This window comes from Kitasatospora sp. NBC_01302 (assembly GCF_035976515.1).
In the GTDB taxonomy this organism is placed as follows: domain Bacteria; phylum Actinomycetota; class Actinomycetes; order Streptomycetales; family Streptomycetaceae; genus Kitasatospora.
Map to the genome: position 1 here is coordinate 4,453,259 of NZ_CP108404.1, position 24,270 is coordinate 4,477,528.

21 protein-coding genes, 1 tRNA gene and 1 other RNA gene are annotated in these 24,270 nt (G+C 72.5%); 10 read left to right on the plus strand and 13 right to left on the minus strand.

Annotation, left to right across the window (positions count from 1 at the left end; genetic code table 11):
* Positions 1-214: 214 nt before the first annotated feature.
* The 3 genes from OG294_RS19135 to OG294_RS19145 all read right to left on the minus strand — a co-directional run bounded on the left by OG294_RS19135 (position 215) and on the right by OG294_RS19145 (position 4,308).
* On the minus strand, positions 215-1,288 hold the full coding sequence (locus OG294_RS19135; protein WP_327067722.1) for an aspartate-semialdehyde dehydrogenase: 1,074 nt from the start codon (positions 1,286-1,288) through the stop codon (positions 215-217).
* Complete coding sequence (locus OG294_RS19140) at positions 1,285-2,565, minus strand: aspartate kinase (RefSeq protein WP_327067723.1); 1,281 nt, start codon at positions 2,563-2,565, stop codon at positions 1,285-1,287. Before OG294_RS19140 ends, OG294_RS19135 begins: the two co-directional genes overlap by 4 nt.
* Before the next feature lie 327 nt (positions 2,566-2,892).
* Positions 2,893-4,308, minus strand: a complete 1,416-nt coding sequence (locus OG294_RS19145) for an MFS transporter (RefSeq protein ID WP_327067724.1) — start codon at positions 4,306-4,308, stop codon at positions 2,893-2,895.
* A gap of 97 nt (positions 4,309-4,405) precedes the next feature.
* Here OG294_RS19145 and OG294_RS19150 point away from each other — a divergent pair, with 97 nt between their 5' ends.
* Positions 4,406-4,954 carry a MarR family winged helix-turn-helix transcriptional regulator gene (locus tag OG294_RS19150; RefSeq protein WP_327067725.1) on the plus strand — a complete coding sequence of 183 codons (549 nt, stop codon included), beginning with the start codon at positions 4,406-4,408 and terminating at the stop codon, positions 4,952-4,954.
* Between the two features lie 24 nt (positions 4,955-4,978).
* Here the strand turns inward: OG294_RS19150 and OG294_RS19155 are convergent, their stop codons facing one another.
* The 5 genes from OG294_RS19155 to ffs form a co-directional block, all read right to left on the minus strand.
* Positions 4,979-5,635, minus strand: a complete 657-nt coding sequence (locus OG294_RS19155) for a DUF5063 domain-containing protein (RefSeq protein WP_327067726.1) — start codon at positions 5,633-5,635, stop codon at positions 4,979-4,981.
* On the minus strand, positions 5,628-6,227 hold the full coding sequence (recR, locus tag OG294_RS19160) for a recombination mediator RecR (protein WP_327067727.1): 600 nt from the start codon (positions 6,225-6,227) through the stop codon (positions 5,628-5,630). The genes OG294_RS19155 and recR overlap by 8 nt, the downstream gene beginning before the upstream one ends.
* A 201-nt stretch (positions 6,228-6,428) precedes the next feature.
* Positions 6,429-6,773 carry a YbaB/EbfC family nucleoid-associated protein gene (locus tag OG294_RS19165; protein WP_327067728.1) on the minus strand — a complete coding sequence of 115 codons (345 nt, stop codon included), beginning with the start codon at positions 6,771-6,773 and terminating at the stop codon, positions 6,429-6,431.
* 152 nt (positions 6,774-6,925) lie between these two features.
* Complete coding sequence (locus OG294_RS19170; RefSeq protein WP_327067729.1) at positions 6,926-9,196, minus strand: DNA polymerase III subunit gamma and tau; 2,271 nt, start codon at positions 9,194-9,196, stop codon at positions 6,926-6,928.
* Between the two features lie 79 nt (positions 9,197-9,275).
* Positions 9,276-9,366, minus strand: an RNA gene (gene ffs / locus OG294_RS19175) — signal recognition particle sRNA small type.
* Positions 9,367-9,498: 132 nt separating this feature from the next.
* Here ffs and OG294_RS19180 point away from each other — a divergent pair.
* The 6 genes from OG294_RS19180 (at position 9,499) to OG294_RS19205 (ending at position 13,381) form a co-directional block, all read left to right on the plus strand.
* Positions 9,499-9,583: transfer RNA gene (locus tag OG294_RS19180), tRNA-Ser, on the plus strand.
* A gap of 129 nt (positions 9,584-9,712) precedes the next feature.
* Positions 9,713-10,174, plus strand: a complete 462-nt coding sequence (locus OG294_RS19185; RefSeq protein ID WP_266296005.1) for a prevent-host-death family protein — start codon at positions 9,713-9,715, stop codon at positions 10,172-10,174.
* The gene (locus OG294_RS19190) at positions 10,171-10,527 is read left to right on the plus strand and encodes a hypothetical protein (protein ID WP_327067730.1); all 357 of its coding nucleotides are present in this window, start codon (positions 10,171-10,173) and stop codon (positions 10,525-10,527) included. The genes OG294_RS19185 and OG294_RS19190 overlap by 4 nt, the downstream gene beginning before the upstream one ends.
* A gap of 610 nt (positions 10,528-11,137) precedes the next feature.
* Positions 11,138-11,416, plus strand: a complete 279-nt coding sequence (locus tag OG294_RS19195) for a type II toxin-antitoxin system Phd/YefM family antitoxin (RefSeq protein ID WP_327067731.1) — start codon at positions 11,138-11,140, stop codon at positions 11,414-11,416.
* On the plus strand, positions 11,413-11,679 hold the full coding sequence (locus OG294_RS19200) for a Txe/YoeB family addiction module toxin (protein ID WP_327067732.1): 267 nt from the start codon (positions 11,413-11,415) through the stop codon (positions 11,677-11,679). The genes OG294_RS19195 and OG294_RS19200 overlap by 4 nt, the downstream gene beginning before the upstream one ends.
* Positions 11,680-12,184: 505 nt before the next feature.
* The gene (locus tag OG294_RS19205) at positions 12,185-13,381 is read left to right on the plus strand and encodes a metallophosphoesterase (protein WP_327071595.1); all 1,197 of its coding nucleotides are present in this window, start codon (positions 12,185-12,187) and stop codon (positions 13,379-13,381) included.
* Between the two features lie 91 nt (positions 13,382-13,472).
* Here OG294_RS19205 and OG294_RS19210 read toward each other — a convergent pair whose 3' ends face one another.
* A complete protein-coding gene (locus OG294_RS19210) occupies positions 13,473-16,037 on the minus strand; it encodes a ricin-type beta-trefoil lectin domain protein (protein WP_327067733.1) in 2,565 nt (854 codons plus the stop codon).
* Positions 16,038-16,295: 258 nt separating this feature from the next.
* On the minus strand, positions 16,296-16,754 hold the full coding sequence (locus OG294_RS19215; RefSeq protein WP_327067734.1) for a CBS domain-containing protein: 459 nt from the start codon (positions 16,752-16,754) through the stop codon (positions 16,296-16,298).
* Positions 16,755-17,012: 258 nt separating this feature from the next.
* Between OG294_RS19215 and OG294_RS19220 the strand changes: the two genes are divergently transcribed.
* Both OG294_RS19220 and OG294_RS19225 read left to right on the plus strand, forming a co-directional pair.
* The gene (locus tag OG294_RS19220; protein WP_327067735.1) at positions 17,013-17,459 is read left to right on the plus strand and encodes a DUF5994 family protein; all 447 of its coding nucleotides are present in this window, start codon (positions 17,013-17,015) and stop codon (positions 17,457-17,459) included.
* A 9-nt stretch (positions 17,460-17,468) separates the two neighbouring features.
* Positions 17,469-18,737 (plus strand): ATP-binding protein, encoded by a 1,269-nt coding sequence (locus OG294_RS19225; RefSeq protein WP_327067736.1) that lies wholly within the window; start codon positions 17,469-17,471, stop codon positions 18,735-18,737.
* A 47-nt stretch (positions 18,738-18,784) separates the two neighbouring features.
* On the opposite strand, the gene OG294_RS19230 is transcribed toward OG294_RS19225, so the two are convergent.
* The 3 genes from OG294_RS19230 to OG294_RS19240 form a co-directional block, all read right to left on the minus strand.
* Complete coding sequence (locus OG294_RS19230; RefSeq protein ID WP_327067737.1) at positions 18,785-19,219, minus strand: OB-fold nucleic acid binding domain-containing protein; 435 nt, start codon at positions 19,217-19,219, stop codon at positions 18,785-18,787.
* A gap of 22 nt (positions 19,220-19,241) precedes the next feature.
* Positions 19,242-21,170 carry an APC family permease gene (locus tag OG294_RS19235; protein ID WP_327067738.1) on the minus strand — a complete coding sequence of 643 codons (1,929 nt, stop codon included), beginning with the start codon at positions 21,168-21,170 and terminating at the stop codon, positions 19,242-19,244.
* A gap of 298 nt (positions 21,171-21,468) precedes the next feature.
* Positions 21,469-21,897 carry an SDR family NAD(P)-dependent oxidoreductase gene (locus tag OG294_RS19240; protein ID WP_327067739.1) on the minus strand — a complete coding sequence of 143 codons (429 nt, stop codon included), beginning with the start codon at positions 21,895-21,897 and terminating at the stop codon, positions 21,469-21,471.
* 138 nt (positions 21,898-22,035) lie between these two features.
* On the opposite strand from OG294_RS19240, the gene OG294_RS19245 reads away from it, so the two are divergent.
* The gene (locus OG294_RS19245; protein WP_327067740.1) at positions 22,036-24,261 is read left to right on the plus strand and encodes a sensor histidine kinase; all 2,226 of its coding nucleotides are present in this window, start codon (positions 22,036-22,038) and stop codon (positions 24,259-24,261) included.
* Positions 24,262-24,270: the final 9 nt, after the last annotated feature.

Here is a 24,270-nt window from a genome sequence, read left to right on the forward strand (position 1 = left end):
TGCCAGGTCTGTCACGACCGTTGGACACTCGATCCCCCCTCAGGGTTGCCCCGTCCGGTGGACATTCTTCCGCAAAGACCGGGGCCCCCTCCACAGGAAGGGGGCCCCGGTCCGAAGCGGTGTCAGGAACGGTCGCGCACCGGCGCGGTACGGACCCGGTCGGTGCGCTACCGGCTCAGCGGTCGACTCGACCGGTCGACCTCGACCGGTCGGCTCAGCCGGTCAGCTCGGCAGCGACCAGCTCGGCGATCTGGGCGGTGTTCAGGGCCGCGCCCTTGCGCAGGTTGTCGCCGCAGACGAAGAGGTCCAGCGCGGTCGGGTCGTCGAGCGAGCGACGCACCCGGCCGACCCAGGTGGGATCGGTGCCGACCACGTCGCTCGGGGTCGGGAACTCGCCGGCCGCCGGGTTGTCGTACAGCACCACGCCAGGTGCCTGGGCCAGGATCTCCTGCGCCCGCTCCAGGGTCACCTCGCGCTCGAAGACCGCGTGCACGGCCAGCGAGTGGGTGGTGATCACCGGGATCCGCACGCAGGTGACCGCGACCCGCAGGTTCGGCAGCCCGAGGATCTTGCGGCTCTCGTTGCGGACCTTGAGCTCCTCGGAGGACCAGCCGTCCTCCTGCAGCGAGCCCGCCCACGGCACCGCGTTCAGCACCAGCGGCGCCGGGAACGGGCCGTTGTCACCGATCACCGCCCGCAGGTCGCCGGGCTGCTCGCCGACGCCGGTGCCGGCCACCTTGACGGTCTGCTCGCGCAGCGCGTCGATGCCGGCCTGCCCGGCCCCGGAGGCTGCCTGGTAGGAGGCGACCACCAGCTCGCGCAGCCCGAACTCGGAGTGCAGCGCGCCGAGCGACACGATCATCGACATGGTCGTGCAGTTGGGGTTGGCGATGATCCCGCGCGGGCGGATCCGGGCCGCGGCCGCGTTGACCTCGGGGACCACCAGCGGCACGTCCTCGTCCATCCGGAAGGCCCCGGAGTTGTCGACCACGACGGCGCCCTTGGCCGCCGCGATCGGCGCCCACTGCGCGGAGACCTCGTCGGGGACGTCGAACATCGCGACGTCGATGCCCTCGAAGGCCTCCTCGGTCAGCGCGACGACCTCGACCTGCTCACCGCGCACGGTCAGCCGGCGCCCGGCCGAGCGGGCCGAGGCGATCAGCCGGATCTCGCCCCAGACGTCCTGGTGGGCGGAGAGGATGCCCAGCAGCACCGTGCCCACCGCGCCGGTGGCACCGACCACCGCGAGGTTGGGCCGGTGGCTGCGATCCGCTCCGCCGCCGGTCATCGTCCGGTCCCGCCGTAGACGACGGCCTCGTCGCTCTCGCTGTCCAGGCCGAAGGCGCTGTGCACGGCGCGCACCGCCTCGTTGACGTCGTCCGCCCGGGTGACCACCGAGATCCGGATCTCCGAGGTGGAGATCAGCTCGATGTTGACGCCGGCCTCCGAGAGCGCCTCGAAGAACGTCGCGGTGACCCCCGGGTTGGACCGCATGCCGGCCCCGACCAGGGAGATCTTGCCGATCGCGTCGTCGTAGCGCAGCGACTCGTAGCCGATGCCCTCCTTGACCCGGCCGAGCGCGTCGATGGCCTTCTGGCCCTCGGTCTTCGGCAGGGTGAAGGAGATGTCGGTCAGACCGGTCGAGGCGGCGGAGACGTTCTGCACCACCATGTCGATGTTGACCTCGGCGTCGGCGATGGCGCGGAAGATCCGGGCCGCCTCGCCCGGCTTGTCCGGCACTCCGACGACCGTGACCTTGGCCTCGGACGTGTCGTGGGCGACTCCGGAGATGATGGCCTGCTCCATCTCGCCCCCTTCGGGCTGGTTCGGGTTGCTGTTGCTGACGATGGTCCCCGGCAAACCGGAGAAGGACGATCGTACGTGGATCGGGATGTTGTAGCGCCGCGCGTACTCCACACAGCGGTCCAGCAGCACCTTGGAGCCCGAGGACGCGAGCTCGAGCATGTCCTCGTAGGCGATCCAGTCGATCTTGCGGGCCTTCTTGACCACCCGCGGGTCGGCGGTGAAGACGCCGTCCACATCGGTGTAGATCTCGCAGACCTCGGCCTTGAGCGCGGCGGCCAGCGCGACCGCGGTGGTGTCGGAGCCGCCCCGACCCAGGGTAGTGATGTCCTTGCTCACCTGGGAGACGCCCTGGAAACCGGCCACGATCGCGATGTTGCCCTGGTCCAGGGCGCTGCGGATCCGGCCCGGCGTGACATCGATGATGCGCGCCTTGTTGTGGACCTGGTCGGTGATCACCCCGGCCTGGCTGCCGGTGAAGGACTGCGCCTCGTGTCCGAGGGCTTTGATCGCCATCGCCAGCAGGGCCATGGAGATTCGCTCGCCTGCGGTCAGCAGCATGTCGAACTCGCGACCGGCGGGAATAGGGGATACCTGCTCGGCGAGTTCGATCAGCTCGTCCGTCGTGTCGCCCATCGCGGACACCACGACGACGACCTCATGGCCGGCCTTCTTGGTGTCGACAATTCGACGGGCTACGCGCTTGATGCCCTCGGCATCCGCAACGGATGAGCCGCCGTACTTCTGCACGACAAGGCCCACGTGCGCTCCTCGACTAAGTCGTCTTCGGGGGGTGGTGCCCGGCGCGGGGTGGCGCCGTCCGGTCCCCCCAGACCCCCGGGGAGGGGGTACTGCGGTCGCCGGTCAGTCTACCGAGCAGGGGGCGGGCGTCTGGCGTGATCCATATCATGAGACACACGTTTCATCTGGTGAACGCGAGTCGGACGGGCCGACGGGCGAGTCTGCGGGCGACGGGTCGGGGGTCCGAAGAATTCGCGGGGCGGGGGTGCCGGGGGCTCCGAATTTGCCGGACCATTTTTTTCGACAATTCCGCGGAGCGGGGGCGGGAACCCCGGAGCCGAACCGGATCTAGCAGGCGGCAGGGAGCGGGCGGCGGCTCGGGACACCGGTGCTCACGGTCGCGCTGCCGGGGGTGGACACGGTGGCCGCCTGCGGGGCGAGCACCGCCGCCGGCAGCCGGCGGCCCAGGCGGAGCAGCAGCGCACCGCCCGCCAGCGCGGCCACCGCGACCAGCAGCCAGGGCAACCGGGCGTCCACCGCCAGCAGCAGGGTGAAGAGCGAGGGCGCCACCGTCTTCGCCAGCGACCAGGAGAGCTGGTAGGCCGCCAGGTAGCGCCCGCGCAGCGCCGCCGGGGCCGCGGCGGTGGAGAGCGCCGAGGCGGACGGGTTGTGCACCAGCTCGCCCACCGTGGCGAGCACCACCAGGAACAGCAGCCCGCCCATCACCAGCGGCAAGGCGTGCGGCCGCACGGTGCCCAGCACCGCCTGCCCCAGCCCCGCCAGCGCGAAGAAGCCCGCGCCGAGCGCCGCCGCCCTGGTCCGGCTGCCGAGCCGTCGGGCCAGCCGTGCCACCGGGACCCCGGCCGTCGCGCAGAGCACCGTGTTCACCACGAAGGCCGCCCCGGTCAGCGACTGCGGGGCCCGCAGGCAGCCGACCGCGAAGACCGGCAGCAGCACCGACAGGGCGGAGTAGCCGAGCGCGATCAGGAAGTTGGCCCCGGCCAGGCCGAGGTAGGGCCGGTCGGCGAGCACCGTCCGGTAGCCGCCCCGCCCGGCCCTCGCGCCCGTTGCGCGGGGTCCGGTGGACGCGGTGGACGCGGTGGACGCGGTGGACGCCCTGGGCGCTACGGACGCGGTGGGCGCGGCGGGCATCGCGGGCACCCGGCGGGCCAGCAGGGCGGCGGCGAAGAAGCTGGCCGCGTTGAGCACGGCCGCCGCCGTGAAGCCGCGGTCCCCCAGCAGGCCGATCATCAGGGAGGCGAGCAGCGTGCCGGCCCCCAGCCCCGCGTTCGCCAGGCTGCGCGCGATCGCCTGCAGCCGTTCGACCTGTCCGCCGCGCGCCAGCTCGCCGATCCGGGCCTGCTGGGCCACCGGGAAGCCGCGGTCCCCGATCGAGGTGAGCAGCGCCACCGCCGCGAAGGCGGGCAGCGAACCCGCGAACGGGTAGGCGGCGAAGCCCAGCCCGCGCAGCACGTACAGCGCCAGTTGCAGCCGCCGGGCGCCGAACCGGTCGACCGCCGTGCCGACCAGTGGCAGGACCGCCATCGCGGCGAAGCCGGCCACCGTGAGCACCGCGCCGATCGCGGTCAGCGGCAGGCCCGTGACGTGCCGGAAGAAGACCAGGCTGAACGGGATGTACATGCCCGAGCCCACCGAGTCGATCGCCATGCCGGCCAGCAGCGCGCGCTCGCCCGGGACCCGCTCGACGCTCCGGCCGCCCGGCAGACCTGGCACCCCTCGATCGGCCTGCTGCTTCGGGAACACGGGCACCTCCAGGTAGCCGGACGACACATAGCTAAGTTGTAAGTAACTTAGCAGCAAGCTACTTAGGTGCAAGCTTCTTCTGTGGCAGACTGGTCCCATGGAGCAGCAGTCAGAGTCACCGCCGCCGTCCCAGCAGCGGGCGACGGCCACGGCGACGAAGGGCGGCACGGACGCCGTGGACGCGATCATCGATCAGTGGCGGGTGGCCCGGCCGGATCTGCGGACCGACGCGATGGCGACGTTCGGCCGGATCTACCGGCTGGCCCGGATCATGGGCGACCGGATCGAGAAGATCTACCAGGAGTACGGCATCAGCCGCGGCGAGTTCGACGTGCTCGCCACCCTGCGCCGCGCCCCCGCCCCGCACACGCTCTCGCCCCGCGAGCTGACCGCCGCCCTGATGCTGACCACCGGTGGCATGACCGGCCGGCTGGACAAGCTGGAGCGCGCCGGACTGGTGCTGCGCTCCCCCGACCCGGCGGACCGGCGCGGCCTGCGGATCACCCTCACCGACGCGGGCCGGACGGTGACCGACCAGGCCGTCGCGGCCGGCCTGGTCGAGCAGCAGCGGGCACTGTCGCGCCTGGACGACGAACAGGCGCGGCAGCTCAACGAGCTGCTGCGCCTGCTGCTGATCGATATCTGAGTGCCGCGGCCGGCCGTGGGCCGGTCAGGTGCCGAGCTCGGCCGCCATCAGGTCGCCCGCCTGCTGCTCCAGCTGCTCGTCCGTCAAGCCGTCGTCGTCGGTGTCGGCCCCGTCCGGCACCGCGCCGATCGGGCTGTCCAGCCGCACGTGCGCGATCAGCGACTGCAGCGCCCGCAGCACGGCCGTGCAGGTCGAACCCCAGGTGGAGAGGTAGGAGAACTGCCACCACCAGAGCGCCTCGCTGACCCGGCCCTCGTCGTAGTGGGTCAGCCCGTGCCGCAGGTCGCTGACCACGCCCGCCAGGTCGTCCGAGATCCGGAAGGCGTTCGGCTTGTCCGGCGGCCCGTACGGGTCGAAGACCTCGTGGTAGACGTCGATCGGCGCGAGCAGCTCGGCCAGGTGCTCGCGCAGCTCGACGCCGTCCGGCTCCGGGCCGGCGTCCGGCTCGAAGCGGTCCTCCGGGACCACGTCCTCGATCGCGCCGAGCCGACCACCGGCCAGCAGCAGCTGGGAGACCTCCAGGAGCAGCAGTGACACCGCGCTGCCCGGCTCGTCGCCCTTGGCGATCTCGGTCACCGCGAGCACGAAGCTCTTGATGGAATCCGCGATCTGCACCGCGAAGTCATCCGGTTCAAGGGTGTGAACCGTGTGCACCGCCTGGTGCGCGCTGTTGTCAGACATCGAGCAGTCGTCTCCCTTCGAAGGCCCGGCCGAGGGTGACCTCGTCGGCGTACTCCAAGTCCCCGCCGACGGGCAGTCCGCTCGCCAGCCGAGTCACCTTCAGGCCCATCGGCTTGCAGAGCCGGGCCAGGTAGGTGGCGGTTGCCTCCCCCTCCAGGTTGGGGTCTGTCGCGAGGATCAGCTCGCCGACCGTCCCGTCGGCCAGCCGCGCCAGCAGCTCGCGGATCCGCAGATCGTCCGGACCGACTCCCTCGATCGGACTGATCGCGCCGCCGAGCACGTGGTAGCGGCCCCGGAACTCACGGGTCCGCTCGATCGCGACCACGTCCTTGGGCTCCTCGACCACGCAGATCACCGTGAGGTCGCGGCGCGGGTCCAGGCAGACCCGGCACCGCTCGGCCTCCGCGACGTTGCCGCAGACGGAGCAGAACCGCACCTTCTCCTTGACCTCCAGCAGCGCGTGCGCGAGCCGGCGCACGTCCACCGGGTCGGACTGCAGGATGTGGAAGGCGATCCGCTGGGCGCTCTTGGGCCCGACGCCGGGCAACCTGCCCAGTTCGTCGATCAGGTCCTGAACTACGCCCTCGTACACCGCGCTGCCCTTCCACTGCCTCTGTCGTGCACTGTCATCTGTCGTACGTCTTCGGCCGCACTGCCCCGGCCGCACTGCTTCGCGCCGCGCGGCCGTCCGGTGCGACGGTGCCATCATCCAACGATTCGGGCGCCGGACACACCGGTCCGACGCCCGAAAGTCGACTCTGATCGAACTGTTTCGCTCCGCGACGGCGAAATGTCAGAACGGCAGGCCGGGGATGCCGCCGCCCATGCCGCCGAGGCCCTGGGTCAGCGGGCCCATCCGCTCCGCCTGGAGCTTCTGCGCGGCGGCGTTGGCGTCGCGGACGGCCGCGAGCACGAGGTCGGCCAGCGTCTCGGTGTCCTCCGGGTCCACGGCCGCCGGGGCGATGGTCAGCGCCACCAGCTCACCACTGCCGGTCACCGTCGCCTCCACCAGACCGCCGCCCGCGGTGCCGCTGACGTGCGCCTTGGCCAGCTCCTCCTGGGCCTTGGCGAGGTCCTGCTGCATCTTCTGCGCCTGCTTGAGCAGCTGCTGCATGTTGGGCTGGCCACCAGGGATCACGGTTCGCTCCTGCCTGAGGTACTGGGCTCTGTCACGTGGGCCCGGTGCGCGGGCCCGGCCACGCTGCTGCGTCGTCCGTCGGCCCGCGTCGTCCGCCGGACCACGCCGGGTCCGAGCCTACGTCCTGCCCCGGGCTCGCCGGGGCGGGGCACTCAGCTGCCGTGCTCGATCTCCTCCAGCACGGTCGCGCCGAGCTCACGCATGATCAGCTCCTGGCCGGAGACCGTCTCCTGGCGGGCGTCCGGGACGTCGTCCACCGAGATGTCCTCGTCCTCGGGCGCCAGCGGTCGCACCGGCCCCGGCGGCGGCCCGGCCGGGGCGGGCTGGGACTGCGGCGCGGCGGACGGGCCGGGCCCGGCACTCGGCGACGGCATCGCCCCCGGGACGGCCGGGCCGGGCAGGCCGGCGCCCTGGTACGCGGCACCGGCGGCCGGACCACCGGTCGGGGCGGCGTTCGGACCGCCCGGGGCGCCCGGGGCGGCGCCGAAGCCGCCCACCGCGGTGGCCGTCGCGGCCGGTGCCGCCGGACGCGGCGCCTGCGGGGCGGCTCCCCAGCCGCCACCGCCGCCCGCACCGGCGGCGGCCTGCGGCGTCTGGGTGCCGCCGGAGGGATCGACGATGCACTCGACGCGCCAGTCCACGCCGAGTGCGTCCGCCAGCGCCTGCCGCAGCACGTCGTCGCTGTTGCTGCTGACGAAGCTGTCGCGGGCACCGGCGTTGATGAACGAGACCTGCAGCGTGCTGCCGTCGAAGCCGGCCACCTGGCCGTTCTGGCTGAGCAGGATCCAGGTGAACCGTCGGCGGTTCTTCACCGCCTCCAGCACCTGCGGCCACAACTGCCGCACCTGGGCCGCACCTTGCTGCTGCTGCGCGGAGGGCGCCGGCTGCCCGGGGGCGGGCGGCGCCGCGGCGGCCGGCGCGACGGGCTTCGGCGGCTGGGCGACGGGCTGCGCCTGCTGCGGCGCCGCGGGTGCGGGCGCCGCCCCCGGGGCGGGGAAGCTGCGCGGGATCGGCCAGGCGCCGGGGGGCGGCGTCGCGGGTGCGGGCGGCTGCGGCGGCTGCGCCGCCTGGGGCTGCTCGTGCTGCTGCGGCTGCTCGTACTGCTGGGGCTGCTGGGGCTGCTGTTGGGGCGCGGGCATCGCGACGGGCGCCGGCGCCGGGGCGACCGGGGCGGCGGCCTGGGCCGCCGGCGGCTGCGGCGCCATGGCGGCGGGGGCGGCCGGGCCGGGCACCGGCGCGCCCATCGCCATCGCCGCCGGGGCCATCGCGGACCGCCGCTCCAGCTTGTCCACCCGGGCCATCAGCGACAGCTCGTCGGTGTAGGCCCCGGGCAGCATCACCCGGGCGCAGATCAACTCCAGCTGCAGCCGCGGCGCGGCGTTCCCGCGCATCTCCGTCAGCCCGGTGTTGACCAGGTCGGCGCCGCGGCTCAACTCCCCCGCCCCGAACCGGTCGGCCTGCGCCTGCATGATCGCGATCCGGTCCGCCGGGGCGTCGATCAGCCCCTTCTCCCCCGCCTCCGGCACTGTGGCGAGGATCACCAGGTCGCGCAGCCGCTCCAGCAGGTCCGTCACGAACCGCCGCGGGTCGTGGCCGCCCTCGACCACCCGGTCGATCACCTGGAAGACCGTCGCGCCGTCGTGCGCCGCGAACGCGTCGACCACCTCGTCCAGCAGCGCCGAGTCGGTGTACCCGAGCAGCGCGGTGGCCATCTTGTACGTCACCCCGCCCTCGGCGGCACCGGCCAGCAGCTGGTCCATCACCGACATCGAGTCACGCACCGACCCCGCGCCGGCCCGCACCACCAGCGGGAAGACCGAGTCCTCGACCTGGATGCCCTCCCGGCCGCAGACCTCCGCCAGGTAGTCCCGCAGCGTCCCCGGCGGGACCAGCCGGAACGGATAGTGGTGCGTCCGGGACCGGATCGTCCCGATCACCTTCTCCGGCTCGGTGGTCGCGAAGATGAACTTGAGGTGCTCCGGCGGCTCCTCCACCACCTTGAGCAGCGCGTTGAACCCGGCCGAGGTCACCATGTGCGCCTCGTCCAGGATGAAGATCTTGTACCGGCTGTGCACCGGCGCGAAGAACGCCCGCTCGCGCAGCTCCCGCGCGTCGTCCACACCACCGTGCGAGGCAGCGTCGATCTCGATCACGTCGATCGACCCCGGCCCGCCCGTCGCCAGGTCACGGCAGGACTGGCACTCGCCGCACGGCGTCGGCGTCGGCCCCTGCTCGCAGTTGAGGCACCGGGCCAGGATGCGCGCGCTGGTCGTCTTGCCACAGCCGCGCGGGCCGCTGAACAGGTAGGCGTGGTTGACCCTGTTGTTGCGCAGGGCCTGCTGGAGCGGAGCGGTCACGTGCTCCTGCCCGATGACCTCAGCGAAAGTCTCGGGGCGATAGCGGCGGTACAGGGCTAGGGACACGCCCCCGACGATATCGGGACAGACTGACAAACGCGTCGTCCTTCGTCCCGCCGCAGCCCCCGCCGGCCCCCGGAAACGCAAGGACCCCTCGTGCACCCGTCAGAGCCCTCCTACCCTTGCTGCCTTCCGGCCCTGGGGGGATTCAGAGAGATAACGCCGCACGAGGGGCTGGCACCAGAGTACCGGATCCCCGACCCCACTCCGCACCCCCACCCGCTCTCCGATCCGCAGGCGACCCCCCTCCCCCAACCTGCGAGATAGCGGTTCGCGAGCACCCCTGAACATGGGCTAAGCTCTCCCACGGAGGATTCGCCTAGAGGCCTAGGGCGCACGCTTGGAAAGCGTGTTGGGGGCAACCCCTCACGAGTTCGAATCTCGTATCCTCCGCCGGCAGATGGCCCGGACCGCTCAGCGGTCCGGGCCTTCGTCGTTTCTGCTCCCAGGGCATCGCTGATCCGGACTGCGCAATGCCTACTGTCCTTGACTTCGGAACGTGTTCCGAAGTAGCGTGGCGGCATGTCCACTCTCACCGTCTCGTTCTCTGACTTGTCGAAGAACTCCAAACGGGTCGCCGACACCGTGGAGCAGGCCCAGCGCATCCACGTCTCGCGCCGCGACGGGGAGGATCTCTACCTCACCACCGAGCGGCATGATCGGCAGCGCGAGGAGACCGCCGATGTCACCGCGCGTCTGTTTGCGGCCTTGATCAGCAGCGATGAGGGTGCACGGGCCGTGCTCCTCGCTCTACCCACAGTCTTTCCTTGGACCCGGCACCTGTCAGCCGAGGAAGTGCGGGAGTTCGTCGTTGACCTCGTGGACAGCACTCGCGATGTCGTGGAGCTGGACGTACACGCCAACCTGCACCGCGTGATCGTCGAGTGGCGTGCCACTGCCAGGATCCTGGCCGACCCCGAACTGACCGCACAGCTCTCCGCACCTCTCACCGGCGAGGATCACGGCGAGGTCTCCGCGCCATGAGTCCAAAGCGCGGCGACGACGTCGCACCGCCGCCCGTCGGCAACGAGTGGCGGCTCCGCTTCGCTACGAGCGAGGCAGCCAAGGGCTGGAGCGATCTCTGCACCGAGGCTGCCGGGAACAGTCGCCGCTGCTTCGAGGCCCTGCGCACCAACCCGCTGTCGATGAGTGATCCCGATCGTCAGCATCGGCTGCGCGGTCGCCTCGCCACCCGCGACCTCGGGGGCGACGAACTTCCCCAGTGGGAGTACGAGGTGACTGCCGGCGGGCGGGTGCGCTACCTCGTCGACGAGGCCAAGCGAACCGTCCACCTCGTGTACGCCTCCACTCGGCATCCGAAGGACACCGACAGTTAGACGTCGGGAGACAGAGGGCGAAACGGTCCAGCCAGACTCAACGGTTCTCGCCGTGACCGAGGCCGGCCTAGTTGCAGTTTTGGTTGCATTCACCCGCGTCCAGCGCCGTTCAGAGCCTGGTTACTGAGCCACTCCGCCACAGGTCAGGACATCTCCGGCCCCCACCGAACGGCCGGACGAACATTTGGAAAGCGTGTTGGGGGCAACCCCTCACGAGTTCGAATCTCGTATCCTCCGCAGGCCAGAGGGCCCGCACCGCTTCGGCGGCGCGGGCCCTCTGTCTTTTCGCCTCCATCGCTACGTTCCACGCCATGACAGGCATGGACGATCAGCACGGCACAGGAGGCGTCGGCATGAGCGCCCCTCGGACATCGTCGCTCGCGTCCGCGAACACGCGCTCCAAGAGAGGGGCGAGCTCCCCGCTCGGGTCGGCGAGTGGGAGGCCGCCGCAGCCGAGCGCGAACTCGGCTTCCCCCTACCACGATTGCTGATCCGGCTGCACCAGGAGGTGGCCAACAGCGGCTTCGGTCCCGAGCCCCAGCCCTGGCCCGACGCCACGAGGTGGCTCGCCTGCTGACCCAGGCAACGAACGTACGCTATTCTGTACGTTATGAAGACGATGAGCGCGACTGAGCTCCGCAGCAATCTCGCTGCCGCGCTCGACTCTGTCGAGAACGACGCCGAGGAACTCGTCATCACCCGGGCCGGCCATGAGCCGCTGGTCGTCGTCTCCCTGGCCGCTTACGCGTCACTCCGCGAGACCGACTACCTCTTGCGCTCCCCCGCCAACGCCGACCATCTGCGCCAGTCCCTTCGGGACTACCAGGAAGGTCGCACCCAGAACCGCGAACTGATCGACCCCGAGGACGCCACCGAGCAGTCCGCATGAAGATCCAGTTCACCGACGGCGGCTGGACCGACTACCTGTACTGGCAGGTGAACGACCGCCGCCTCCTCAAACGCATCAACCAACTCATCGACGACATCCGCCACAACGGCCACGATGGCATCGGCAGACCCGAACCCCTGCGCCACGAACTCGCCGGGGCCTGGTCCCGCCGAATCGACCAGGAACACCGCCTGGTCTACGTCCTCGACGAGCAGGCCGACACGGTGTGCGTCATCGCCTGTCGCTACCACTACAGCAAGTAGCCCGTTTCGCTCTGATCGCCCCGACACGTCGGGGCCCGGGCGGGGATGTCGGCCAGTTGCAGATCCAGTTGCGTTCACCCCCGTCCGCGAGTGTCCGGCCAGCCCTCGTCCGGGCACTTCTCCGCAGGTCGGGACGGTGGCGTACTCAGCTGAAGCCCCGGCGACCAGTTGGACAGCGTGTTGGGGGCAACCCCTCACGAGTTCGAATCTCGTATCCTCCGCCTTGATCGAAGGCCCCGACTGCCCAGGCAGTCAGGGCCTTCGTCGTTCCCGCTCGCCAACGGCGTTGGACGGCCGCCCTCGTGGGCGGGCGGCGCTGCGGGCGGCACGGCGGGCGGGCACGATTCGAACCGTCACCGCGTGCCGGATGATGGGAGCAGCGGACGTGAAGGGCGGCGCAGTGGCAGACAGTGAATCCATCGGGTCCAAGTCGGGCCTCCGGGCGGAGCACGCGGGGGCGGAGACCGCCGTGGCCGATGCCCGGGCCGAGGCCGGGGCGGCTGCGGTGGCGAGTGGCGGGCCGCCGGGCGGGAGCGCGCGGCCGCGGCGGTCGCTGGGCCGGCGGCTGGCCGTGGTCGTGCTCGTCCTCGTGGTGCTGGGCCTGCCGCCCTGGTGGACGCTGTTCGCCGCCGGCGCCGACTGGCCGTTCCCGGTCCTCCTGGTCGGCACGGTCGTCCTCGCCGCCTGGCTGGTCTCCTTCCCCTTCCTGATGGTCGCGGGCCACGGGCCGCGGCGGGCCGACCAGGCCGCCCGGGTCGCGGACACCGGCCTCGGGGTCATCTGGGTGCTGTTCACCTGGTCGGTGCTGGGTGGCCTGGTGGACCTGGTGCTGATCGGGTTCGGTGCCGGCGGTGCCGGGCGGGCCCGGATCGTCGCCGTGGCCGTCGCCGCGGTCTCGGCCGGGCTGCTGGCCTGGGGCCACTACGAGGCGATGCGCGTGCCCCGGGTGAAGCGGCTGGAGGTCCGTCTCCCGCGGCTCGGCCAGGGCCTGGACGGGACCCGGGTCGTGGTGCTGGCCGACACCCACTACGGGCCGATCGACCGGGCCGACTGGTCGGCCCGGGTGGCCGAGGCGGTCAACGCCCTCGACGCGGACGTCGTGGTCCACGCCGGCGACATCGCCGACGGCACCCCCGTCCAGCGCCGCGAGCAGTCCGCGCCGCTCGGCACGGTCCGGTCACGGCTGGCCAAGGTCTACGTCACGGGGAACCACGAGTACGGCGGGGAGGCCCAGGGCTGGCTGGACCGCATGGCGGACCTGGGCTGGGAGCCGCTGCACAACCGCCACGTCGTGGTGGAGCGCGGTGGGGACGCCCTCGTGCTCGCGGGCGTGGACGACGTCACAGCGGAGTCCTCCGGCCTGGCCGGACACCGCGCGAACCTGCTCGACGCGCTGGCGGGGACGGACCCGGACCGACCGGTCCTGCTCGTCGCCCACCAGCCCAAGTTCGTCCCGCAGGCCGCTGCCGCCGGCATCGACCTGCAGATCTCCGGGCACACCCACGGCGGCCAGATCTGGCCGTTCAACTTCCTCGTCCGGCTGGACCAGCCGGTGGTGCACGGCCTGAGCCGGCACGGGGAGCGGACCCAGCTCTACACCAGCCGCGGCACCGGTTTCTGGGGGCCGCCCTTCCGGGTCTTCGCGCCGAGCGAGATCACCCTGCTCACGCTGCGCGCGGGCGGCAGCTCACCCGCGGCGTAGCGCGGGTCCTCACCCGACCGCGGCGCGCGCCGAACTCGCGCGCGCCGCGGCGGAGATCACACAGCTGTCCGGCCGGGCCGGCCGGTACTGCTCAGCAGCGCCCCCAGGTGGCGGTGCTCCAGAGCGGCTTGCCGTCCCCGTCGTAGATGACGAAGTTGCAGTCGTTCTGGACCACCGCGTAGTCGTACGGGTGGCCGGCGGTGCCGGAGCTCCACAGCTGGCGGCGGTTGCCGTCGAAGACCACCAGGTTGCCGTCGCGCTGCAGCGTGACACCTCCGCCCGGGTTGCCCCAGGTCTGCGAGGACCAGAGGGCGTTGTTGCCCGCCTGGGTGTAGAGGACCAGGTTGCCGTCGGTCTGCATGGTCAGGTGCGCCTTGACCGGCTGGAGGCTGGTCCCCGGGGCGAGCTGCCAGGCGGCGGTCGAGTAGCTGGAGATCCCGTGGGTGTAGACGACGCCCAACTGACCGGGATCGACCTGCTGGGTGCCGGCCGACCAGAGGGTCCGCCCGTCCGGACCGTAGAGGGCCAGGCCGTGGTCGTCCTGCACCACCAGCTGGTCCCCGCCGTGGCCCCAGGTGCCGGTGGACCAGATCGCGTTGTGATTCGGGTCGTAGACCACGACGTTGCCGTCGGCCTGGACCGTGGCGGTGGAACCGGAGTGCGGCCAGGTCCCGGACGCCCACAGGACGTTGCCGGTGACCAGGGAGGTGAGCACCAGGTTGCCGTCCGGCTGCATGGTCAGGCGGCTGCGGGCGGCGGTGACGCTGTCACCGGGGTTCAGCACCGTGCCGCCGGGCAGCGCGCGGCCGGGCGCCGTGTGGCTGGCGCCATAGGTCTGCGTGGACCAGACGGCCTGGTTGTTGCCGTCGTAGACGACGAAGTTGCAGTCGTCCTGGACCACGGCGTGCGCGCCGGGCCGGTAGCCCGTGGTGGGGCTCCAGACGGGCTGCCCCGGGGAGGCCGCGTCCGAGATCTCCAGGTTGCCCCACCCGCTCATGTCCGCCTGCGGGTGCGGACCGACCTTCCCGTACGTCCCGCTGGCCCAGAGCGCCTGACCGGTCTTCAGGGCGTACAGCACGAGGTTGCCGTCGGCCTGCATGACCAGCTTGGCGCAGGCGGAGTAGACGACGCCGTCGGTGCCCAGGCTGCTGTAGTTGTTGTTCTCGATGAGCAACGGCCAGGCCTGCTGGGTCCGGCCACTGGTCGGGACGGGCTGGCCGAACCGGGCGATCCCGTTGCTTGCGGGGCTCCCCGGGTACACGTGCAGGTCGGCGGAGACGAGCGCGGGGTTGCCGCTGCGGTCGAGGTCGGCGGAGAGGCTGATGCCGGCGCCGACGGTGTTGCCGAGGCTCGTGCTCGGCAGGCCGGGGACGAGGAGCGGCTGAGCGGCCGGCAGCGGGCCGAAGGCGCTGCCGGAGACGACGCCCCAGCTCTGCGCGGACGAGCCGTCACAGGTGGCCAGCACCAGCGTGCTTCCGACCGCCGTCGCATCGCCGGAGACGGCCAGGCAGCGCCCGGACTGGTTCTGCACCAGGGTCCCGCCGGTGCCTGCCGTCCACTTCTGGGCGCCGCCGCCGTCGCAGGCCACGACCTGGGCAGGGATCCGGCCGGTGCTGTCGGCGGGGCCGGAGCTCAGGCAGAAGCCGTCGCCGTGCACCGTGCCGTCCGTACCGAACGCCCACTGGGCGGAGTTGGCGTCGCCGCAGTTCTGGGTGGCGATGCTGCTGTAGCCCCCGAGGCCCGCACAGAGACGGCTGCCACTGGCCTGCGCGACGGCGGTCTGGATGTTGCCGTGGGCCGGCGGGGTCAGCAGCGCGGTGGCGCCGGCCGTCGGGTCGAGCGGGTAGCTGCGCACCGCGCCGGTGAGGTTGTCCTGCGCCCAGAGCACGGTGGAGCCGCCGACCTTCCCCGGCGCGGCGATCGTGGTGTTGCTCCAGTCACCGGTGCCGAGCAGGATCGGGCTGCCGAGGAACGAGCCGGCCTTGCCCGGGTAGTACCAGAGCTTGCCGTTCTCCACGGTGACCAGGTCGGGCAGGCCGTCGCTGTTGGCGATGCCGTCGGTGGCGACCAGCTGGGACACGTACTGCCAGCTGGTGCTGTAGGCGGTGCAGTCGGTGGGGGCCGCACACGCGGGCTTGGCCACCTGCTGGGCCTTCTCGGGGTGCGTGAAGTAGCCCGGGGCGCCGCCGAAGTCGGCGTCGCTCGGGTACATCCAGAGCGAGGTGTCGTACGGGTGGAGCGCGTACAGGTCATCGCTGCCGGAGCCGGTGAGGCTGCCGTGGTGCGTGACGAGGTACCCGTTCCAGTCCCCGCCGGCAGGCCCGTCGGCGGGCGTCGAGGCGGTGTACGGCGCGCCGTGCGCGGGGTAGACGGTCAGGGCACTGCCACTGCCGCTGTACGCGTAGTCGACCTGCTGGTACGGCTCGACCCTGGCCAGGTCGGGCAGGCCGTCCCCGGTCAGGTCGCCCGGCACACCGGTACCGGCGGCAGCGGTCGACGCGCCGGCGGGGGTCTGCTCCCGGGCGCCCGCGAACGCGGGGGTCGCGAACGCGGGGGTCACGACGCCGGCGGCCAGGGTGGCGAGTGCGGATATGGCCGCCAAGTGGCGGAGGATGCCGCCGGACCGGCGGCGCGGGGCGCGGATGCGCTCCCTCATGAGTTCCCTCCAGCGGGATCGAGTGTGTTGGATGCCTCGGATCGCGACACTCCACCAGAGGTTGGGGTTTCTAGGAGGGCGGTAAGTCCTGAGGCTCCGCATGAAGAGTAGTCATGGAGGCCTTGCGCAGCAATGGTGTTGTTGCTGCTCAACGGCGGTGCCGGGGCGGGGCTGGGGCGCGGCCACCCCTCGGACTCGAATCACGCCTCCCCCGACGGCAGTTGGCCCGGGCCGCTGAGCGGCCCGGGCCGGTACCGGTCACCCGGCGGCGGGAAGCACCGCCGGTTTCGGGGCGTCAGGGGCGGCGGCGAGGAGGCCGGTTGCGCGGTCCGCGGTGAGGACGCCGAGGATGTAGCCGTCGTCGTCGGTGACCGGCCAGACCGCCAGGTGCTTGATCCGCATCGCGATCGCGGCCAGCGCCAGCCCCATGGTCGGCCAGGCGAACGGGCCGCGCTGGTGCGAGGTGGCGCTGATCGCGGTCCGCTCGGTGTACCAGGAGCGGGTCAGGAACGGGTGGAGCCCGATCCGGGTGACCAGCCCCTCGCACCGGCCGTCGTGGCCGCGGACGAGCAGGTACTCGACGTGGGCGCCGCGGAAGATGTCGTTCGCCTGGTCGACGGTGTTGTCGTCGGCTATCTGGTAGTCGCAGGGGTCCATCGCGTCGGCGACCGTGAGGCCTTGGCCGCGCCGTACCGACTGCTGGGAGTGAGCGGTCACGGTGTCACCGGTCCCGTCTCAGGCCGCCCGCCGCAGCGGGCCGCCTGGCTGTACTCCACCCAGAACGAAGCCGGAGCGGGTACCGGGATGCGGGATGCCCTGGATGTCTTCGAGGCTACTCCGGTGGCGGGAGGGCCCGGCGCGGAGTGCGGCGGAGTAGCGTGGGACTCACAACCAAGGACATTCCGCACACCGGCATCAGCGCCGACGTCGCCCTGGTCATCAGTGGTCCCTCGTGGACCGGACGGGCGGCTTCCCATGACGCCGATTCCCCTCACCACCCCTTCCCCCTCCGGGCCGTGGCCCGTGGCGGATGCCCTGCTGCCCCGCTTGGAGCTGGAGCCGACGATGTCCCGGGAGGGTGTCTTCGACGGAGCCTGGTGGCCCCGCTCGAACCACGTCGCCACCGAGCTGCCGGACCTGATCACCGCGCTGGGCGCGCATGTCGGGCCCGTCGTCCGGGTCGGCCTCGACACCTCGGCCTGGGACGGCGTGCCGCGGTCCGTCATGGTGGACGGCCTGATGATCAAGATCAACTGGTTCGCCGGCAGTGCCGCGACGATCAGCGTCACGCGGGGCTTCCAGGACCACTTCCTGCTGCTGGTGGTGCCGCCCGGCACCGATCCGACGGCCGCCGCCGCGGCGATGGCCGGAGCCTCGGCGACCGGGAACCACACCCCGGCGGCAGAACTCCTGATCGGATGAGAGCGACGGATGGCTGTCTGGCACGTCCGGGACTTCACCCCGGACGACCTCGAAGCGGTGGTACGGCTCGACGGTGAGAGCGCCACCACGGACCGCCCCGCCGTCTTCCGCCTCTCCGACGTCGTCGCCGCGGTGCAGGCGCGGAATCCGAGCGTCGTCGTGGTGGCCGACGGGCACCTCGTGGGCGCGGCGGTGGGCCGGGTGGACGGGGACCGGGCCTGGGTGCTGCGGATCGCGCTGCACCCCGCCTGGCGGAACCTGGGCGTGGGTACCGCACTGCTGTCCGCGTTGGAGCACCGTCTGCGGGATGCCGGCGCCAGGATCGTCGCGGCACTGCTGCCCGAGGAGGAGACCGGCGCCACGGCCCTGGTCAACTCCGGGTTCCGTCCCCAGCAGGGGCTCACGTACTTCGAGAAGTCGGAGGCCGTCAGCGCCGAGGGCGCGGCGGTCCTGGCGAAGCTGGGCGCGGCCATGCCCGACGCCCGCCTCTGGGAACAGCTCACGGGCATGACCGACGAGAAGCGGCTGATCGAACGGCGCCTGGTGCTGCCCCTGGCCAATCCCGAACTGGCGGACGCGCACGGCGTGGAGCCGCCCCGCGCGGTCGTGCTGTTCGGTCCGCCGGGCACCGGCAAGAGCACCTTCGCCAAGGCCGTGGCCGGGCGGCTCGGATGGCCGTTCGTCGAGCTCTTCCCCTCCCGGCTCGCCTCGCAGGACGGACTGGCCAGCGGACTCGGCCGCCGCTTCGAGGAGGTGGCGCGGCTCGACCACGTGCTGCTCTTCATCGACGAGGTGGAGGAGATCGCCGGTACCCGCAGCCTCGCCGCCCCCGCGTCGGTCGGCGTGGTCAACGAGCTCCTCAAGTCGATCGTGCGCTTCCGCGACCGCGACGGCCGGCTCCTCGTCTGCGCCACGAACGCGGTGGCCGCCCTGGACCCGGCGTTCCTGCGGCACGGCCGGTTCGACTACGTCCTGCCGGTCGGGCCACCGGACGCCGGGGCCCGCGACGCGCTGTGGGCCGGCTACACGGCGAGAACGGGCACCGCCGCCGACACGGCGGTCCTCGCCCGGGCCAGCGAGGGCTTCACGCCCGCCGACATCAGGCAGGTCGCCATGGCGGTCGCCCAGGACGCCTTCGAGCGCACGCTCGACACCGGCGAGCGCACCGAGCCCAGCACCCAGGACTACCTGGACGCCGTCCACCGCACCCGGCCGACCGTTTCCGACACGATGGCCCAGGAGTTCGCCGATCAGGCGGTGCGCTACGGGCGCGTCTGAGCAGCCGGGGTCGTCCGCTCAGCGCTGCTTCGCGGGTGCCCGGCGCGTCACGACGGCCCGGGGGTGCGGAGTTCGTAGGCGGGGTTGTAGATGGCGCGGCGGCCCCGTGCGGTGCTGAGGCGGCCACGCACGCGCAGGGTGCGGCCGGGGTGGATGCCGGGGATCTCCCGGCGGCCCAGCCAGATGACGACGACCTCGCCCGTGCCGTCCCACAGGTCGGCCTCCAGGGCGGGCACGCCGCCCACCGGGCGCAGGGTGACCGAGCGCAGGGTGCCGACGACGCAGACCAGCTCGCGGTCCCGGGTTTCGGCGATGGGCATGGCGCCGGCCCTGGGGATGGCCTCGCCCAGCTGTTCGGCGTGCAGGTCGGTGCTGCTGGCGGACAGCCGGGCCACGACCCGGCGGACCAGGGACTGGCCCGCCGGGCGCGCGAGGGCGCCGTCGTTGTCGCTGGTGCGGGACGTGCGGCGCGAATCGCTCATCTCTTCTTGCTCCTTGGGCCTGTCATGCCTCGCGGGCGGCGGCGGAGTGCAACTGGTAGGGAACGCTGGCGACGACGACGCGGCGCTGGAAGAGCAGCCTGCCCTTGAGGCGCAGCGCGGACTGGTTGTGCAGGATCTGCTCCCACCAGTGCCCGAGCACGTACTCCGGGATGTAGACCGTGACGATGTCGTTGGGCTTCTCGCTGCGCAGCCGCTTGACGTAGTCGACGACCGGGCTGGTGATCTCCCGGTAGGGAGAGGCGATGACGGTCAGCGGGGTGGTGATCTCGCGGGCGTGCCACTCGCGCTTGAGCGCCTCGGTGTCGACCGGGTCGAGGTCGACGGTGACGGCCTCCAGGAAGGTGGGCCGGGTGGTGCCGGCGTAGCCGAGGGCACGGATGGTCGGCAGGTGGAGCTTGGAGACCAGCACGATCGAGTGGTTGTTGGTGGGCGGGGTGACCTTGAGGTCGTCCGGCGGGGCCAGTTCGGCGGCGACCGCGGCGTAGTGGCGCTGGATGCCCCGCATGATCAGCCAGATCAGCGGCATGGCGACCACCACGATCCAGGCGCCCTTGGCGAACTTGGTGGTCAGGACGATCGCCAGGACCACCCCGGTGAAGCCGGCGCCGACGGCGTTGATGGCCCGCGAGCGGATCATGTGGCGGCGGGCGGCCGGCTCGGTGGTGGTCTTCAGCAGGCGGTTCCAGTGCCGGATCATGCCGGTCTGGCTGCAGACGAAGGAGACGAAGACGCCGACGATGTAGAGCTGGATCAACCGGGTCGGCGACGCCTGGAACGCGACGACCAGCAGGATCGCGGCGCCGGAGAGCAGCATGATGCCGTTCGAGAAGGCGAGCCGGTCGCCGCGGGTGTGCAGCTGGCGGGGCAGGTAGCCGTCCTTGGCGAGGATCGAGGCGAGCACCGGGAAGCCGTTGAAGGCGGTGTTCGCGGCCAGCACCAGGATGATCGCGGTGACGAACTGCAGGACGTAGAAGAGCGGCGAGGCGTCACCGAAGACCGAGCGGGCGACCTGAGCGATCACCGTGCGCGGGGTCTGGCCGGACGGCACGCCGATCAGGTCGGCGGCGTCGGCCGCGTGCACGTGGCCGGCCAGCGCCAGCGCGGTGACCCCGGCGAACATCGACACGGCGATGGCGCCGAGCAGCGCGAGCGTGGTGGCCGCGTTCTTGCTCTTGGGCGCCTTGAAGGCGGGCACGCCGTTGCTGATCGCCTCGACGCCGGTCAGCGCGGTGCAGCCGGAGGCGAAGGCGCGCAGCAGCAGGAAGATCAGGCCGAAGCCACCGAAGGTGCCGGTGGCCTTGATCTGGTAGTGCTCGCTCTCGGCGTGCAGCGGATGCCCGGTGGCGATCTTGAACACGCCCCACGCGATCATCGCGACGATCGAGACGATGAAGCAGTAGGTCGGGACGGCGAAGGCCGTGCCCGACTCCCGGACGCCGCGCAGGTTGAGCAGCGTGATCACCGCGATGATCAGCACCGAGATCAGCACGACGTGGCTGTTGAGGGCCGGGAAGGCGGAGGCCAGGTTGGCGACGCCGGAGGAGACCGAGACCGCGACGGTGAGGATGTAGTCGACCATCAGCGCGCTGGCGACGGTCAGACCGGCCTTCGCACCGAGGTTGGTGGTGGCCACCTCGTAGTCGCCGCCCCCGGAGGGGTAGGCGTGCACGTTCTGGCGGTACGAGGCCACCACGACCAGCATCAGCAGGCCGACCGCCGCGGCGATCCACCAGGTGAAGTGGAACATGGCCACGCCACCGGCGGAGAGCACGAGCAGGATCTCCTCGGTCGCGTAGGCGACGGAGGAGAGCGCGTCGGAGGCGAACACCGGCAACGCGATCTTCTTCGACAGGGTCGCCTCGCCGAGCATCTCGTTGTGCATCGGCTGGCCGACCAGCAGCCGTTTGATGATTCCTATTCGCGAAGGCATGCGGGGCATCGTAGGCCCAGATCCCGCTCCGGTGGAGAGCAGGGGCGGAAATGTGCAAGAGGCCTGGCATCAGGATGGCGTCAAGGCTTCTGCGGCCCGACCGCGACGCGGCCCGCGCACCCGGTGCGGCTGATGCCCAGCTCAGCGGGGTGCGAGGCCCTCGGCGCGGCGGCGGTCGGCCGGGCGGGCCCCGTGCTGTCAAGGCTGCGGGCGTCAAGGCGGCGCCAGGATTGCCGCGCCCGGGCACCGGGCGCAGAGCTCGGGCGCTGGGCTCGGACGCAGGGCTCAGGTGCCGGGCTCAGGTGCCGGGCTCAGGCGCTGGGCTCAGCAGCGGGAGCACCGCGTTGGTGACGGTCAGCACACCGAGGACGTTGGTCTCGAAGATCGCGCGGACCCGGTCGACGTCCGCAGTGCTGGGCCGGTGCCCGAGGTCCTCGGCCAGGCCGGCGTTGTTGACCAGCACGTCCAGCCGCCCGAACCGCTCCTCGATCCAGCTCGCGGTCCGCCGGACCGTCGCCGGGTCGGTGACGTCCAGCGCCACCGGGTGGGCGTCCGCCCCGGTGGCCCGCACCTCGTCGGCGGCGGCCCGGCCGCGTTCGGGGTCGCGGGCGCCCAGCAACACGGTCATCCCGCGCTCGGCGAGCTGTCGCGCGACCTGGAGCCCGATGCCTCTGTTCGCCCCGGTCACCAGTGCCACCGCACCGGTCGGGGTCATGGTCTCGATCATGCGGCCAGCCCACACGTGGCCCGCGCCACCGGCCAGGACCATCTCGGCATCGCGGCGTCCGTCCTGGTATCGCCGCTGCTCGCAGCCGTCGAGGCGGTGCCCATCCGGTCGCCCGGGTCGTCCGCGTAGCATGCCCGCGTGGGGGACACGTCAGGGCAGGACGGCACACCGCGCCTGTCGCACGCGCTGGTTGTCGCGGTGGCCGGTGCGCTGGCCGCGGCGCACCTGCTCAAGGGGCTGGCCCGCATCCCGGCCGAGCCGGGCACCGGTCTGGCGATCACGGCGGCCGCTCTCGCGCTGGTGGCCCTGCAGTTGCGGCATCTCCCGCCGGGCCTGCGGCGCCCCGCGGTGGCACCAGCGGTGTGGACGGCCGCCGAACTGACCGTCGCCGGCCTCGCCGTGCTGCCGCTGGGCGTCTCGATCGGCCTGCTCTGCCTGCCGGCCGGCTCGCTGCTGCTCGAGCGCCGCCGGCTCCCGCTGCTCGGGCTGTGCGCCGCCGCGGCCGTGATCGAGGCGACCCGGTCGGGCAGCGTGCGCGACACCCTCGACATGACGCTCACGGTCGCGCTCGGCGGCGTCATGCTCTACGCGGTCACCACCCTCGCGCTGCTCGCCACCCGCGTGCACGGAGCACGGCTCACCCTGGCGGCTGCCGCGGTGACCTCGGAGCGCCTGCGCATCGCGGCGGGCCTGCGGGCCGGGCTCTCCGCGGGCCTGGACGAGATCCACGGCCTCGCCCGGCAGGGCGATCCCGCGCTTCTGGATCCGCTCCTCGCCGTGGCCCGCCGGACCCTGGCCGCCACCCGCGCCACGGCCGCCGAACTGCGCAGCCTGTCGCTCTCCCCCGAGGCGGCCAGCGCCCGCGCCCTGCTGGACTCCGCCGGTATCGCCGCCGACATCCGGATCGGGCACGCGGAACCGCTCGGACCGGCCGGGACGGTGCTGGCGACGGTGCTGCGCGAAGCGGTCACCTCGGTCGTGCGGATCGGCGACGCGCGACGGTGCGAGATCGTCACCGGCGAGCGGGCCGGCCAGTTGGTGCTGCGGGTGGTCAGCGACGGCGTCGTGACGGCCGCGCTCGGCGCCGACGTCCTGGACGGCCTCGCCGCCCGGCTCCGCACCGTCGGCGGCCGGCTGACGGCCGGTCTGGAACCGGACGGACGCTTCGCCGTCCAGGCGACGGTCCCCGCCACCCCCGCGCCGACGGCCGCCGCCGATCCGCCCGAGCTGCGCACCGCGCTCGGGCTGTACGTCTTCCTGCTGGGCGCCTTCTGCGTCAAGGCGCTGCTGTACCTCCCCGCGCACCTGCTCGGCCTCGGCGTGGCGGCCCTCGCCGTCCTGTGCGGACTGCAGATCCGCTTCTCGCTCCAGGACGCCACCCTCCCCCGGCTGCCGGCCCAGGGCGCCCCCGCCGCCCGCCCGGGGCCGCTGCGGCGACAGGTGCTGGCGCTGCTGGTCTCGGCGGCCCTCGCCTTCGCGCCGCTGCCCTGGTTCGGGCGCAACTGGATCGGTGCGGTGGGCATCCTCGCCGGCTCGGCGCTGGTGGTCCTGCCGCTGCGGCTCGGCGTGACCGCGGCCGTCGGGGCGTCGGCCGTCGCCGGTGCGATCACCGTCGGCGCGACCACCGGCGGGGCGACCACCGGCGGGGCGGGGGCCGCACTGCTCGTCGCCGTCAACGCCCTGATCACCTGCGTCATCGTCTACGGCGTGCTGCGCCTGGTCCGCCTGGTGCGGGAGCTCCAGCAGGCGGCGGCCGGACTGGCCCGGGCCGCCGTGCTGGCCGAGCGCCTGCGCGCCGCCCGCGACCTGCACGACCTCCTCGGCCACGGGCTGGCAGCGATCCTGCTCAAGGCCGAACTCGCCCGGCGCCTTCGGTCGCTGGACCTCGCCCGCTGCCGGGCCGAGCTGGCGGACATCACGCGGCTGGCGCAGCGCGGAGCGGGCGAGCTGCGGACGGTGGCCGCGGACAGCCCCCGGCTGCCGTTCGACGCCGAACTGGCCTCCGCGACGGCGATCCTGACGGCGGGCGCCGTCACGGTCGAGGTCGACGACGAGGAGGGGGACGGGGACGGGCCGGTGCCGCCGGAGGTGGAGGCCGTGCTGAGCGTGGTGCTGCGCGAGGCGGTCACCAACATCCTGCGCCACAGCAGCGCCCGCCACGCGCGGATAGCAGTCTCGGTGCGCGAGCGGTGCGCGCGCCTGGAGGTGGAGAACGACGGTGTCCCGGACGGCGTGCGGCCACCCGGCTCCGGGATCGGCGGCCTGACCGTCCGGCTGGCCGAGGTCGGCGGCACGCTGTCGGCCGGCCCGGACGACGGCTGGTACCTGGTGCGCGCCGAAGTGCCGCTGGCCCAGGGCCGGTGACGGCTCGGA